The sequence below is a fragment of the Desulfofundulus thermobenzoicus genome (genome assembly GCF_009428905.1).
GTDB classification, from domain to species: domain Bacteria; phylum Bacillota; class Desulfotomaculia; order Desulfotomaculales; family Desulfovirgulaceae; genus Desulfofundulus_A; species Desulfofundulus_A thermobenzoicus.
In genome coordinates this window covers 42,932-56,233 of the sequence record NZ_WHYR01000001.1, presented here as the reverse complement: position 1 = coordinate 56,233, position 13,302 = coordinate 42,932, and the positions used below count along the sequence as shown (strand labels likewise).

General features: G+C 53.9%; 10 protein-coding genes. 2 read left to right on the top strand and 8 right to left on the bottom strand.

Annotation, left to right across the window (positions count from 1 at the left end; translation table 11 throughout):
- Positions 1–19: 19 nt before the first annotated feature.
- From GFC01_RS00240 to GFC01_RS00230, 3 genes are all read right to left on the bottom strand, one after another.
- A complete protein-coding gene (locus GFC01_RS00240) occupies positions 20–1,414 on the bottom strand; it encodes an APC family permease (protein ID WP_194174722.1) in 1,395 nt (464 codons plus the stop codon).
- 65 nt (positions 1,415–1,479) lie between these two features.
- Positions 1,480–2,286, bottom strand: coding sequence for a carbon-nitrogen hydrolase family protein (locus tag GFC01_RS00235; protein ID WP_152944646.1), 807 nt, complete (start codon positions 2,284–2,286; stop codon positions 1,480–1,482).
- Positions 2,287–2,925: 639 nt separating this feature from the next.
- Positions 2,926–4,221, bottom strand: coding sequence for a Glu/Leu/Phe/Val family dehydrogenase (locus GFC01_RS00230; RefSeq protein ID WP_152944645.1), 1,296 nt, complete (start codon positions 4,219–4,221; stop codon positions 2,926–2,928).
- Between the two features lie 436 nt (positions 4,222–4,657).
- Between GFC01_RS00230 and GFC01_RS19625 the strand changes: the two genes are divergently transcribed.
- On the top strand, positions 4,658–6,433 hold the full coding sequence (locus GFC01_RS19625) for a sigma-54-dependent Fis family transcriptional regulator (protein WP_152944644.1): 1,776 nt from the start codon (positions 4,658–4,660) through the stop codon (positions 6,431–6,433).
- On the opposite strand, the gene GFC01_RS00220 is transcribed toward GFC01_RS19625, so the two are convergent.
- Together GFC01_RS00220 and gabT are read right to left on the bottom strand one after the other, a co-directional pair.
- The gene (locus GFC01_RS00220; RefSeq protein WP_152944643.1) at positions 6,434–8,182 is read right to left on the bottom strand and encodes an aldehyde ferredoxin oxidoreductase family protein; all 1,749 of its coding nucleotides are present in this window, start codon (positions 8,180–8,182) and stop codon (positions 6,434–6,436) included.
- Positions 8,183–8,434: 252 nt separating this feature from the next.
- Positions 8,435–9,763 carry a 4-aminobutyrate--2-oxoglutarate transaminase gene (gene gabT, locus GFC01_RS00215; protein ID WP_152944642.1) on the bottom strand — a complete coding sequence of 443 codons (1,329 nt, stop codon included), beginning with the start codon at positions 9,761–9,763 and terminating at the stop codon, positions 8,435–8,437.
- 851 nt (positions 9,764–10,614) lie between these two features.
- On the opposite strand from gabT, the gene GFC01_RS00210 reads away from it, so the two are divergent.
- Complete coding sequence (locus tag GFC01_RS00210) at positions 10,615–11,886, top strand: Glu/Leu/Phe/Val family dehydrogenase (RefSeq protein WP_152944641.1); 1,272 nt, start codon at positions 10,615–10,617, stop codon at positions 11,884–11,886.
- 220 nt (positions 11,887–12,106) lie between these two features.
- Here the strand turns inward: GFC01_RS00210 and GFC01_RS00205 are convergent, their stop codons facing one another.
- From GFC01_RS00205 to GFC01_RS00195, 3 genes are all read right to left on the bottom strand, one after another.
- On the bottom strand, positions 12,107–12,277 hold the full coding sequence (locus tag GFC01_RS00205) for a hypothetical protein (protein WP_341473672.1): 171 nt from the start codon (positions 12,275–12,277) through the stop codon (positions 12,107–12,109).
- A 71-nt stretch (positions 12,278–12,348) separates the two neighbouring features.
- The gene (locus GFC01_RS00200) at positions 12,349–12,501 is read right to left on the bottom strand and encodes a hypothetical protein (RefSeq protein ID WP_152944640.1); all 153 of its coding nucleotides are present in this window, start codon (positions 12,499–12,501) and stop codon (positions 12,349–12,351) included.
- 13 nt (positions 12,502–12,514) lie between these two features.
- On the bottom strand, positions 12,515–13,282 hold the full coding sequence (locus tag GFC01_RS00195; RefSeq protein ID WP_152944639.1) for a DUF1670 domain-containing protein: 768 nt from the start codon (positions 13,280–13,282) through the stop codon (positions 12,515–12,517).
- Between the last annotated feature and the right edge of the window lie 20 nt (positions 13,283–13,302).

Sequence of the window (13,302 nt, the reverse complement as noted above, 5' to 3'; positions counted from 1 at the left end):
ATAAATTCCCTCTCCCCAATTATATTTTAAAATCCATTTCCGGTGGGAGTTTCCTAAATAACCTGGTTGTAATTGCCAGGTAAACCAGGCCCACCATTGTCCAGGATAAGCCCAGTTCTTTTGACTTAATGTCCAGGTTGTACCAGATTATCAGACATATCAAAGCTCCACACACTGGTACGATTAAATAACGAACAAAATCCCATCCACCGCGCTGTTTATTACGGATAAAATAATGAGCAATTACCGAGATGTTAACCATTGTGAATCCAATTAGCGCTCCGAAATTGATCAGTGAAGCCGCGTCAGATAGGCTCAGCACCAGAGCAGTAAGGCTAATGGCAGCAATTAAAAATATATTGCCTGTTGGCGTTTTATATTTTGGGTGCAGGTACGCGAAAAATTTTTTTGGCAAAATTCCGTCCCGTCCCATACCAAACAAAATCCGGGAAGCGGAAGACTGAGAAGCAATTGCCGAGGCTATACAGCCAAGCACATAAGCTGCGGTAAAAAAGTATCCCATAAATGAACCAGCCACTTTTGTGATTAATTCATAGGCTCCGGTATCAACACTTTTAAATTCACTCCAACCAGTTGGCCAGGCAAGTTGGGTAAAGTAGGCAATTACGATAAAAAATAGACCAGCACCGATACACGTAATAATGATAGCCCTTCCGACGTTAACTTCAGGATTATGCGCCTCTTCCGAGATAGTTGACACCGCATCGAATCCTAGGAAAGAAAGCGCAAGAATCGATGCGCCGGCAAAGATAATGTGCCATCCCATATCAGGCTTGCCAAACTCTGAGGCATTGAAAAAGGCACTCCAGTCAAAAAATGTTCCAGCACCTCCGCCATTCGAAATCCATTTGATAACAAAGAATAACAAGGCTACCAAGAAAACAATTTGAACCCAGATGAGGAAGCTATTTACCCAGGATGTAACTTGAATTCCAAAATAATTGACAATAGTGACTATAACAATAAAGATCAGAATCCATGCCCAATTGGGAAGTCCGGGCAGCGCTTCCACGATGAACAGCGATGCAACCAAATAGTTAATCATTGGCAGCAACATATAATCTAGTAAAATGATCCAACCTGACATAAAGCCAACATATGGGCTAATTGATCGGTGGGCATATGAGTATACCGAACCTGCAATAGGGAATGCTTTAACCATGTTACTGTAACTAAAAGCAGTAAAGCCCATGGCGATTGTGGCTACAAGATACGCCAGAGATAACATGCCGTGAGTCATGTTAGAAACCAGACCATATGTGGTAAATATTGTTAGGGGTACCATATAAGCTAGCCCGTAATAGATTAATGAACTTAACGGAAGAATCCTGTTCAAATCCTGACTATAACCAAATTTTTCCAATTGTCCGGGAGCTTTACTGTCTGCACCCATTTCGTATCCTCCTGACTTCTTTAATATCATAAAACAGGGAAAACCTTGTCATTACCGGTTAAATCCTACAACTTCTGGATCAATCGGTGATATATTTGGGGTCGCCTATGTTCAAGATAACGCAAACCTTCGTCCCGCGGCGGCACCAGGCTGAAATCAATTTGGGCGTATAATAACTCCTCCCCGGATCCACCGAAACATAACAAGTGACCCGTAGGGTCCGCCACCCCGCTTTGGCCAAAGAAACGGAATGTTCCGTCGGTACCAACGGTGTTGGCGATGGCGACAAAAACCCCGTTCTCCATAGCCCTGGCCTTGAGATATACTGACTGGTACTTACTATAAGGATCCATGTTAGCGGTGGGTGACAATATTAATCGGGCACCCTGCAATGCCAGTACTCTCGCCACTTCCGGAAATTCAGAATCATAGCAAATCATTACTCCCACCTTTCCGATGGATGTATTGATAACCGGGATATCCCCGCCCGGAGTAAAATATTTTAACTCATTTCCAAATAAGTGTGTTTTGCGATAGGCACCCAGTACTGTACCATCCGCGTCAATAATACAGGCGCTGTTGTAGGGTAAAAATCCCGGATTTACTTCCGGAAACCCGCAAATCGTCATCAAGTTGAAACGGCGGGCGAGAACGGAAAGCTTTTTAATCAATTGGCCATCCAATGATTCGGCCAATTCTGTTACCTTGTCCCAAACCATATATCCGGTTAAAAACATTTCGGGAAAGAGAATAGCCCGTGCCCCTTTAGCCGCCGCTTCGGACATTAGGAATTCTGCCTTTTTTATATTTTGATCCTTATCGTATAACACCGCGCCGGCTTGGGCTAGGGCCAAAATAAACCGGCTCCCCATTTCCTAAACCCCCTTAATTTTAAAAAGCATTCAGGAAAGGAATTGAAATAAACCGGGTAATTTCAACCAGAAAACAAATGGGCAAGCAGAACAACGCTAAATAAACTAGGATACTTTAAGAACTTCACTTCTGATTCCTCCTTTCGTATGGATAAAAGGGGCAAACCCTAATTGAGCAAAATTTATGCCATGATAGAAGATTCCGAATTGGCATAATCTTGCCAACTCAAGCTCTACCCCCCTGTCTTATGAATACAAGTTGCCCCGAGAGCAAAAAAAGCTCTGCATGAGTATAATCTCATGCCAGAGCTCCCTTGCTCCACATCCGAACAGGCACCGCTTGCCCGCCGGAAAACCATATCTCTACACAAAACACCGGCCTGGTACGCCCCATGTAACGGAACGCCTGAAATAAAGGGCCTTATAACCGGTTTTATCAATATCATCTTTCTCTTATGATCCTCAAGCAAATCATATGCCACTAACAAAACCCGGCGGCCGTGGCGAAACTGGTCAACATCATGGGGATGGGTGAATATCTATTGTTACACTGACGAAAAATGGTGTTATTTTATTGAAACATCCGCCGCCGGTGTAGCCGGGCACAAAACCCGGCACAACAGAGGATGGAACCAAACATCAGGCCAGCTTTACTTCCCTGCCAGAAGCCATCATCCGGGCCGCTTTACCCAGCCAGCCCCGCACTTCCATGGCCTCGGCCACCTTCTTTACCGCCACCATGTAGGCGGCCAGACGCATGTCCACATCCCGGCCCAGACGGCGCATGGCCACCACCTCATGGAAACCGCGGACCATAATTTCTTCCAGGCGGCGGTTGACTTCCTCCCCGGTCCAGTAATATCCCATGTTATTCTGCACCCATTCAAAATAGGAAACCGTCACGCCGCCGGCACTGGCCAGGATATCCGGGATAACAAAAACGCCTTTCTGGTTCAATATGCGGTCGCCTTCCGGCGTGGTGGGCCCGTTGGCCGCCTCGGCCACAATTTTGGCCTTCACCTGCCCGGCCACACTGGCGTTAATCTGGTTTTCCAGCGCCGCCGGCACCAGAATATCGCACTCCATGGTCAGCAGTTCAGCGGAAGAAATGGGCCTGCTGCCCGGGAACCCCCGCACGGAACCGGTTCTGGCTTTGTGCTCACGCAATTTCACCGGATTCATACCGGCAGCGTTATAGGCCCCGCCGGTGGAATCCACCACGGCAATAATGCGGCAGCCCATTTCGTGCAGCAGGCGAGCCACGATGCTGCCGGCGTTACCATAGCCCTGCACCGCCACGGTAGCCCCATCCAGGGGGATGCCCAGCATCCTGGCTGCCTCCCGTACCACAATGGCGCATCCCCGGGCAGTGGCTTCATTACGCCCTGCCGAACCGCCAACACTAAGCGGTTTGCCGGTAATAAAACCAAACTCATTGTGTCCTTTATATCGGCTGAATTCATCCATCATCCAGGCCATGATCTGGGGGTTGGTATATACGTCCGGAGCGGGAATATCCTTTTCAGCACCCACGATCTCCGCAATGGCCCGTACATAGCCCCGGCTCAACCGCTCCAGTTCACCGGGCGAAAGTTCCCTGGGATTGCAGACCACGCCGCCCTTACTGCCGCCGTAAGGCAACCCCACCACGGCACATTTAAAAGTCATCCACATGGCCAGGGCCTTCACTTCTTCCAGGGTAACATCGGGGTGAAAACGTATTCCGCCCTTGACCGGGCCCGGGGCGCTGTTATGCTGCACCCGGTAACCGGTAAACACCCGGATGGTACCGTCGTCCATTTCCACCGGAATGACCACCGTCAGGACCTTTAAAGGCTGCTTTAAAATCTCATACACCGCCGGGTGCAGGCCCAGACGGCTGACCGCCCGCTTGATCTCCTGCTGGGCGTTGATAAAGGGGTTTGTTTCACTCATTTTTTCCGCCTCCTCTTTCGCCGGAAAATTTGGGTATACTGTATGCATTGCCAATTTTCTTAATTAACAAGCAACTGTTGTACCAGCCCTGAAGGTTTTTCCCCGGCACTATAAAGGCATAAAAAAAACCGGCCCGGACGGCCTTTTATCCCTGTGAAAAACCCGATCATCCCCCAGCTGTGATGTTACATGAATGAAAATTTATATCGTACATGAAACAAAGAAGGAATGCGACCATTTCTGTCAAATTATCAGGGATAGAACGTTTCAGGGCTGCAACATACTTTCCTTTAATCTTTTCATACAAATATTTCCTAATAAATAGAATTACAAACATTAATCGGGAATTGTTTCGCAAATTCATGACTGAACCGATATCTGACGATCGTCGACTATTTTCAGGGAAGTCAATCCATATGGATGCCGGGGTGATCAAATGCTTTCACTCTGTACCATCGGCAGCACCGCCCAGCAGGTGGCCGAGGCCATTTCGGCCGTACTGGAAGTGGAGACGGAAATTCTGGCCGGTGATTTAACCATTGTGGCCGGCACCGGGAAATACCGGGAACTGATTGGCTCCCGGGATGAAGAGGTGAACTACCCGGACGCCTCCTACCTGTACACCCGGGTGTTGAAAACGGGGCGGGCCTTTGTGGTGGAAGACCCGGGGCGGGATCCCTTTTACGGACCTGTTTACCTGGGGGAAACCGGTGAAATATGCTGCCCCATCCACAGGGACAACCGGATCATCGGCATCATTGCCCTGGTGGCCTTCAATGAGGAGCAGCGCAAAAGGCTTTTACAAAAGCGCGAACAACTGCAGACTTTCCTCCAGCATATGGCTTTTTTGCTGGCCTCCCGGGTGGCGGAAATGGAAAGCTACAGCCAGCTGGAGCTCACCTCCGGCAAGTTAAGCGCCGTGCTGGAGTCCATCCACGAGGGCATCATTGCCGTGGACCGGGACGGAATGATCACCCACTGCAACAGGGCGGCGGAAAAACTGGTGGGTAAACCCAGGGAGGAAATGCTGGGTTCGCGCATTGACGACCTGTGGCCGGACTCACCCCTGACCGACGTACTGCTAACCGGTCAGGGCTACCGGGACAGGGAAGAGCTTTATGGCCGGCCGCCGGAACAGATGCACCTGCTGGTCACCGCCACACCCATCATGCAAAACAGCCGGCCGGCCGGTGTGGTGGCTTCCTTCCGGAACATGGCAGAAGTGCGCAGCCTGGCCTACCAGTTGACCGGCGAACAGCGCCGCCTGGAGTTCGAGCATATAAAAGGGATCAGTAACCAGCTGGCCGAGGTAAAAAAACAGGCCAGCAAAGTGGCCCAGGGTTCGTCCACAGTGCTCATCCGCGGGGAAAGCGGCACGGGCAAGGAACTGTTTGCCCGGGCCATTCACCATGCCAGCCCCCGGCGGGACAGGCCCTTTGTGATCGTCAACTGCGGGGCCATCCCGGAAACACTGCTGGAGAGTGAACTTTTTGGTTATGAAGAGGGGGCCTTCACCGGCGCCCGCCGGGGTGGCCGGGCCGGGAAATTCGAGCTGGCCGAAGGGGGCACCATCTTTCTGGACGAAATCGGCGACCTGCCCCTGCACCTGCAGGTGAAGCTGCTGCACGTATTGCAGAGACGCCAGGTGGAACGGGTTGGTGGCAACAAGGTGATCTCCGTCAATGTGCGGGTTATTGCGGCCACCCACCGCAACCTGGAAGAAATGTGCGCCCGGGGGGAATTCCGGGAGGATCTTTATTACCGGTTGAACGTCATCCCCCTGGAAATACCCCCCTTGAGGGAACGGCGGGAAGACATAGAAATCCTGATGGAGCACTTTTTAAATAAATACTGCAGCCTGCTGGATAAGCGGATCACCGGTTTCGAACAGGATGTTTACCAGGCCTTCATCACCTACCACTGGCCCGGGAATGTACGGGAACTGGAAAATGCGGTGGAATACGCCGTGAACATGGAAGCCGGGCCGGTAATCACCCTGGACAGCGTGCCCGCCCGCATACGCAATTCCTGGCTGCGGGAGGAAGGCGCGGAGGCCACCTTAAAGTCCCAGCTGATAAATACGGAAAAGGAAATCCTGGCTGCCTACCTGCAGAAAATCCAGGACGGCACCATGACCAGGGGGCAGCTGGCCAAACTGCTGGGCATCAGCCGCATTACCCTTTACCGGAAGATAAAAGAATACGGGCTTTAATTAAGGTAAACCATTTTGATCCCAGCCGCGCAGGCGGTAATAGTCGTCCAGCATGATATCCAGTTCCTGCCTGGTAATCGCGTTTTGACCGTCGTTTACGGGCTCGTTGAAAAATCTGGATGGCAACATGTCGTCCGCCCGGGTGGCCCCTTCCCGGACATTGAACAGACGGGTGGCGGTAACAATGCGACCGGCCAGCCGGGCCAGTTCCTCCCGGGTATATTCCCGGCCGGTGGTTCCCCGGACCGCATCCACCAGATCTTCCCATTGAATCAGGTCCCGGAAGAAGACACAGAAAATCATCGTGTTGAACACCGTCAGACGGTTTTCAAACTCGATAAACAGGGCCGCTTTCCCGTCCGTGGTGGAGGGATCAATCATCCCGCTCAGCTCAGGCTTATAAAATGTGGCCCTCAGGTGACAGGCCCCCCTGGGCGAGGTGGCGTAGGCCAGGCCCATCCCCTTGAGCACCCGGGGGTCATAGCCGGGCGGTTCCAGGCCCTTTACATGTATGGCCAGATCTGCCAGGTCCATTTCCCGGGCCACGTGCTTTATACCCCGGGCCAGCGGCTCTCCAGGGCCACGCCCGTAGGCCATATCGGCCAGCAAACGGGCCGCCCCCTCCCCGTCCCCGTACCGGGGGTAACCCTTTACCCGGCCCCTTTCCCCGGCCTCCATCATCAACCCCACCAGGTTCCCGGCGGTAATGGTATCCATCCCCAGCCTGTCGCACAGGTCGTTCAGGTGGAGGATGTACTCCAGATTGTTGATGCCGCACAGACCGCCGAAGGCATAAAGGGTTTCATACTCGGGACCTTCCACCTGCAGGCCGGCAAATTTCCCTTCCCTGACTGTGGTCAGCTTGCCGCAGGACATGAAACAGTTGGGACAGGCCCTGGGCTTCACTTCAAATCTCTGCAGCAGGGTGTCGCCACTTATGTTCTCCCATTGCGGGTCGGAAGCCGCAGTCCAGTAGCGGGCCGGGAATGCCGCGGCCCGGTTCATGGTGCCCACCATCACCGTTGTGCCGTAGGTCTGGTAGGCCTTTACCCCCGGGTTATCTTTGCCTTTGACCCGCAGGCGGCGGGCCACCTCCTGTAAAAGGTCGGTGTCGGCCACCGCACAACTGGACTCCCCGTGAAACACCAGCGCTTTGAGCTTTTTCGACCCCATGACCGCCCCCATGCCGGTCCGCCCGGCCGAACGCCAGTAGTTGTTTTCCAGGCAGGCAAACCGGACCAGGTTCTCCCCGGCGGGGCCGATGACCACGGCCTGGGCTCCCTTCCGCCCCACCTCCGCCAGTACGGCGTCCTCCGTGGCATAAGTGTCCCGGCCCCAGAGGTGCGAGGCATCATGGAAGCGAACGCCCCGGTCGCTGATCTCCACGTACACGGGCACAGCGGACGCACCCTCCACAATCACCGCATCATACCCGGTACGGCGCATGGCCGGGGCCACACGCCCACCGGCATAGGACTCGGCGTACAGGCCGGTGAGGGGTGATTTGCTGAAAACTCCGTAGCGGCTGTTCCCGGGCAGCACCGTGCCGGTGGCGGGGCCGGTGGTGAAAATGAGCCTGTTGTCCGGGGAGAGAGGGTCCGTCCCCGGTTGCACCTCCCGCAGCAACAGGTAGGTGCCCAGTCCTTTTCCGCCCAGGTATTCTTCATAAATATCTGCCGACAGGTTTTCCACTGCAAAGGTCCTGCCGGTCAGATCCACGCGCAAAATCCGACCGTAAAAGCCGTACATAATCTTATCACTTCCGTTTCTCCTGAGCAATTGGCCAAAGCAATGGCTCCCACCGGAGCATTCGTTCGGGTGGCTACCGGGTTGCTTTACAGCAACCCCGGTAGCGCTTCTCAAACGTAATCTGTGCTAACTCACGTAATCGCATATATTTCGCCAGCTTATTGCCTATCCATGATTTCCCGTGGGATAAACGTAAGCACCGGTGGATGCCTGAATTTCTCTCCCAAAATTCGTAGCCAGAGCAATAAATTGTTAACCGGCCACTTCCGCCACCACTTCTTCCAGTATGGCCAGACCCTCGTCCAGTTGCCCGTCGGTAATGGTCAGGGGCATGAGCATGCGGACCACGTTGCCGAATATGCCCGCCCCGATGACCAGCAGGCCGCGCCGGTAACACTCCTGAATAATGCGGCCGGCCTCCTCTTTAGCCGGTTCCTTGGTCTTTCTGTCCTTGACCAGCTCCATGGCCACCATGGCCCCCAGGCCGCGCACATCGCCGATCAGGGGATACTTTTCCTGCATGGCCCGCAGGCGGGACATGGCTGTTTCCCCGATGCGCGCCGCCCTGTCCGGCAACTGCTGCTCCTGGATGTAGTCCAATGTGGCCAGGGCCGCGGCACAGGAAACGGGGTTGCCGCCGTAGGTGCCGCCGATGTGACCCGGATCGGGTGCATCCATTATTTCCGCCCGGCCAATGACGCCGCTCAGCGGCATCCCGGAAGCGATGGATTTGGCTACCGTCATCAGGTCGGGTTTTACCCCCCAGTGCTCCACGGCAAACATCCTGCCGGTGCGACCGAAACCGGTCTGCACCTCGTCCACTATAAAGACAATGCCTTCCTCTGCGCATATTTTCTGCAGTCCGGGCAGGAACTCCGGCGGCGGTACCAGAAAACCACCTTCGCCCTGTACCGGTTCAATGATCATGGCGGCCACGTTTTCCGGCGCCACTTCGGCCACAAAGAAGCGATGGAACTGTTCCAGGCAATGCAGTCCGCACCCCGGATAGGAGGAATTGAAATGGCAGCGGTAACAGTATGCCGACGGCACCTTGTAGACTTCCGGTGCCATGGGTCCGAAGCCGAACTTGTAGGGCTTCACCTTGCTGGTCAGGCTCATGGTCATCAGCGTTCGGCCGTGGAAAGCGCACTCAAAAGAGATGATGCCCGGCCGCTTCGTGTAAAAACGGGCAATCTTCACGGCATTTTCCACTGCCTCCGCCCCGCTGTTGGCAAACATGGCCTTGGCTTCCCCTTTGACGGGACACAACCCGGCCAGTTTTTCAGCCAGATCCACATAGCTTTCATACATGGTGACCATAAAACAGCTGTGCAGGAGCTTTTCGGCCTGGGCTTTGATGGCGGCCACCACCGGCTCGGGACAATGGCCGGCGTTGAGCGTGGCGATGCCACCGTAAAAATCGATATACTCGTTCCCGTCCACATCCTTGATGACGGCCCCTTTTGCTTCATCCACAAAAATGGGGGCGGTGTTGGAGATACCCCTGGCCACATATTTGTTCTTTTTCGCCAGCAGGCCAGCTGATTTGGGGCCCGGTATTTGTGTAACCTTTTGCGACATAAGCCAAACCTCCTCAAGATACAGTTTGCCATTCAAGCATCCGTAACGGGTAACATTCTCCAGGCCGGATTTCCATCAACCTGAAACGGCCTGATTACGCCCGCAATTCCATTGAAGCCACGGCCTAATGCGGACGCACGGTCAATTTTTTACCTGCCAAAGCACTGCAAATACCATACCCGAACAAAGACAAAGTGTGCTTTTCCGGATGGAGTTAAATAGCGATTCGCTACTTTATTTAACCTGCCACCACTCCCGGCAGGCTCCCTGCGGCAATACCGGAGAGAAAGCAGGATATTAATTTTTGGCTTTTTTCCTATTAATTAATCGGGTAGCCGGTTAGATTATGCTTTTGCGCATCGGGCGGGCCGGATATCTAAAAGTTATCAGGGGAAAACCGGGCGAAAAATAATGTTTATGCGCATCATCCAATGCTTCACAGCATCACTTTCCCTGTGCACCTCTTCGTTTATCAGGCGATCCGGCCATTAATCGTGCATGGACGGGCGCCTTTCCTTTTGAAACATTTTTCGCAGGGCATTGAAAGGGAATTTTAGGGCAAATTTAATGTTTATTTGCATCGACCATAAATCGATCGCGCATTTTTAATCCGCAAGATCGATTTGACCGTTATCATCATTTTGTTGACCGCAGCACCTTAAAGCCATTAATTCGGTATCATTATCGATGCATTATTGCATCTTTAAAGTAAATTTTTCGCTTGACTATATGGCACAGATTTTGCTGTGAATTTATTCAGAACCGCCTATTTACAGCCCGGGCAAATTACCAGTGGCAACTTTTTCTTTATTGTTTTCATTAGCCCGCATCCAGGCAAAGGGGGAAAACATATGGAGATGGCCAATTGCGTTTACGACAACAATAACGATCTTTTGCAGTCTACCTTTTTCCAGGTGGAACGGGCGGCCACCCGCATGGGACTCGACCCCGGTCTTTTAAAAGTGCTTAAAGAACCGAAGCGTATTCTGACAGTATCAGTCCCCCTGCGGAAGGACGACGGCTCCCTGGATGTCTACCAGGGTTTCCGGGTCCAGCATAACCTGGCCCGGGGACCGGCCAAGGGAGGCATCAGGTTCCACCAGGACGTTACTTTAGAAGAAGTGATCGCCTTAGCCGCGCTCATGACCTGGAAGTGCGCCGTGGTGGATATCCCCTATGGCGGAGCAAAGGGCGGTATCATCTGCAATCCCAAGGAATTATCCACCGGCGAGCTGGAACGGCTAACCAGGCGCTACGTAACGGAGATCAGCATCATCATCGGTCCGGAAAAAGACATCCCCGCTCCGGACGTAAATACCAACCCGCAGGTAATGGCCTGGATCATGGATACCTTCAGCATGCAGCACGGCTACTCCATTCCGGCGGTGGTTACGGGCAAGCCCCTGGAAATAGGCGGTTCCCAGGGCCGCAACGAAGCCACCGGCCGGGGCTGTGTCTATACCATCGAAGAAGCGGCCTCTGGCTGCGGCCTCAACCTGGCCGAAGCGACTGCCGCCGTGCAGGGTTTCGGCAATGTGGGGGCGGTGGCCGCCGCCTGTTTAAATGATCTGGGATGCCGGGTGGTGGCCGTCAGTGACTCCAAAGGAGGCGTATACTGCGAAGGCGGCCTGGATATTGCCGAGGTCAGGGAGTACAAAGAGCGCACGGGTTCGGTTGTCGGCTACCCCGATGCCACCCCCATCACCCAGCAGGAGTTGCTCGCCCTGGATTGTGACATCCTGGTCCCTGCCGCCCTGGAAAACCAGATTACGGAAGCCAACGCCGCCGACATCAGGGCGAAAATAGTGGCCGAGGCGGCCAACGGTCCCACCACCGCCCGGGCCGACGATATCCTGCAGCAAAGGGGGATTATGGTCATCCCCGACATTCTGGCCAACGCCGGCGGCGTGGTCGTCTCCTATTTCGAATGGGTGCAGGGCATGCAGCACTTTTTCTGGAGCAAAGATGAAGTCAACCGTCAGTTGCGCCGCCGTATTGTAAGCAGTTTCCGGGAGGTCTGGGAGATTGCCCAACGGGAGCGGGTATCCATGCGTACTGCCGCCTATATGATCGCCCTGGAAAGGGTGAAAAAGGCAACTCTCCTGCGCGGACTGTTTCCGTAATAACCATGGTAGGCTTTCATCCTTTCAATATTGCCCTACACCGTCCCAGTAAGTAAAGCATTTCTCCAAGCCGGTTTTCCATCCTCCCCCGTATCCAGAAATGGTTACGGGGATTTTTCCTGGCCCGGGGATTTATTTATCAACGATACTGCGCCGACTATCGATGGGGTATTCCGGTTAAAAACATAAACCCTTTGATAGCATTCTTTTTCCCAGCAAATCAAAACTTAGCCTCCCCCCTCCGCCGCTTCCCCGGGGAAGGGAAAAGCTGATACTTTCGGATCTTACGAACCACCGTGGATTGGTTGATGGCCAGGGCGTCGGCCACCTTGTAGGTGTTTTTATAACGCGTGTAAGCCATATCCAGCAATTGCCTTTCCAGCTCGTCTATGGCTTCCTTTAAGGGGCAGATATCAAGGACATAAATCCGGTTACTGGAGATAACCGGTATAGCCCGTAAGGCTAAATTTTGACCCCTTTCAGCCTTAAATGGGACTTGACAGCTTCCCGGTCGGGGAAATGTTCAGCAATGATGTTCAGGTACTCCGCCACCAGCGTCGGCCCCCGTCTGACCACCCGGGCCATCAATTCCAGCTGGAGGCCGTAAGTGTGCAAAATTAAAACCCGCTCAAAGTCGTCGATGTACCTGTCCACCGGCCTCCGGGCTGTGCCGGGTGATCCGGGCAATGTCATGGCTGAAATACCCTTTCAGGTAGAAGCCGATAATGATCTCTTTGTGGGTCATGGCGCTGCCGGCGTCCAGTATCGTTCCCGGGGTGGGTAAAACCATCTGGTGATCCACCATGAACTGCCGCAAAAGCCGCGAAAAAGTCTGGTATGAGCGTAAGAACAGCTGCTGCAGATCCACCAGGGCCAGCAAACCGCCCTGCAGGTAGGCCTCAGTAAGCACCCGGGCCATCTGGGCCTGTTGAATGGCTTCCAGTTCGCTTAAGGATTTGACCCGGGCCAGGCGCTTTAACTCCTCCTGGGTATGCAGGGTGAGCAGCAGAGGCACCTGCTCCCGGTAGGCCGTCTGGTGCTCCCTTTGCTGGCGGTCGGTGGTGCTGATGCCGATCCAGGCTACCTGTCCCGGTCTTACCCGGCCAAGGGGCGGGCAGTACAGCTCCCGCAGGCAGGCCAGCCGGAAGATCATGGCCAGTGCCCTGGCCCGGCTGATATGCTCTTCCTGCACGAGAAAGGCCAGCATTTTGTCCACCACTGCCCGGGGAACCAGCACATCGTCCCCGGCGGGCCTGTCCACCGTGCGGGCGTTAACCATTTGCGGTGGCGCCAGGGGACCGGCCAGATACCTGGGTAGAGCGACCTTTTGACGATCCCCGTCCCCGGTATGGGGCAGCTGGTCCCTGGGGCTGATAATGGCCCGTAAGTCTTCCATTGTTGCGCCGGGGACCACAT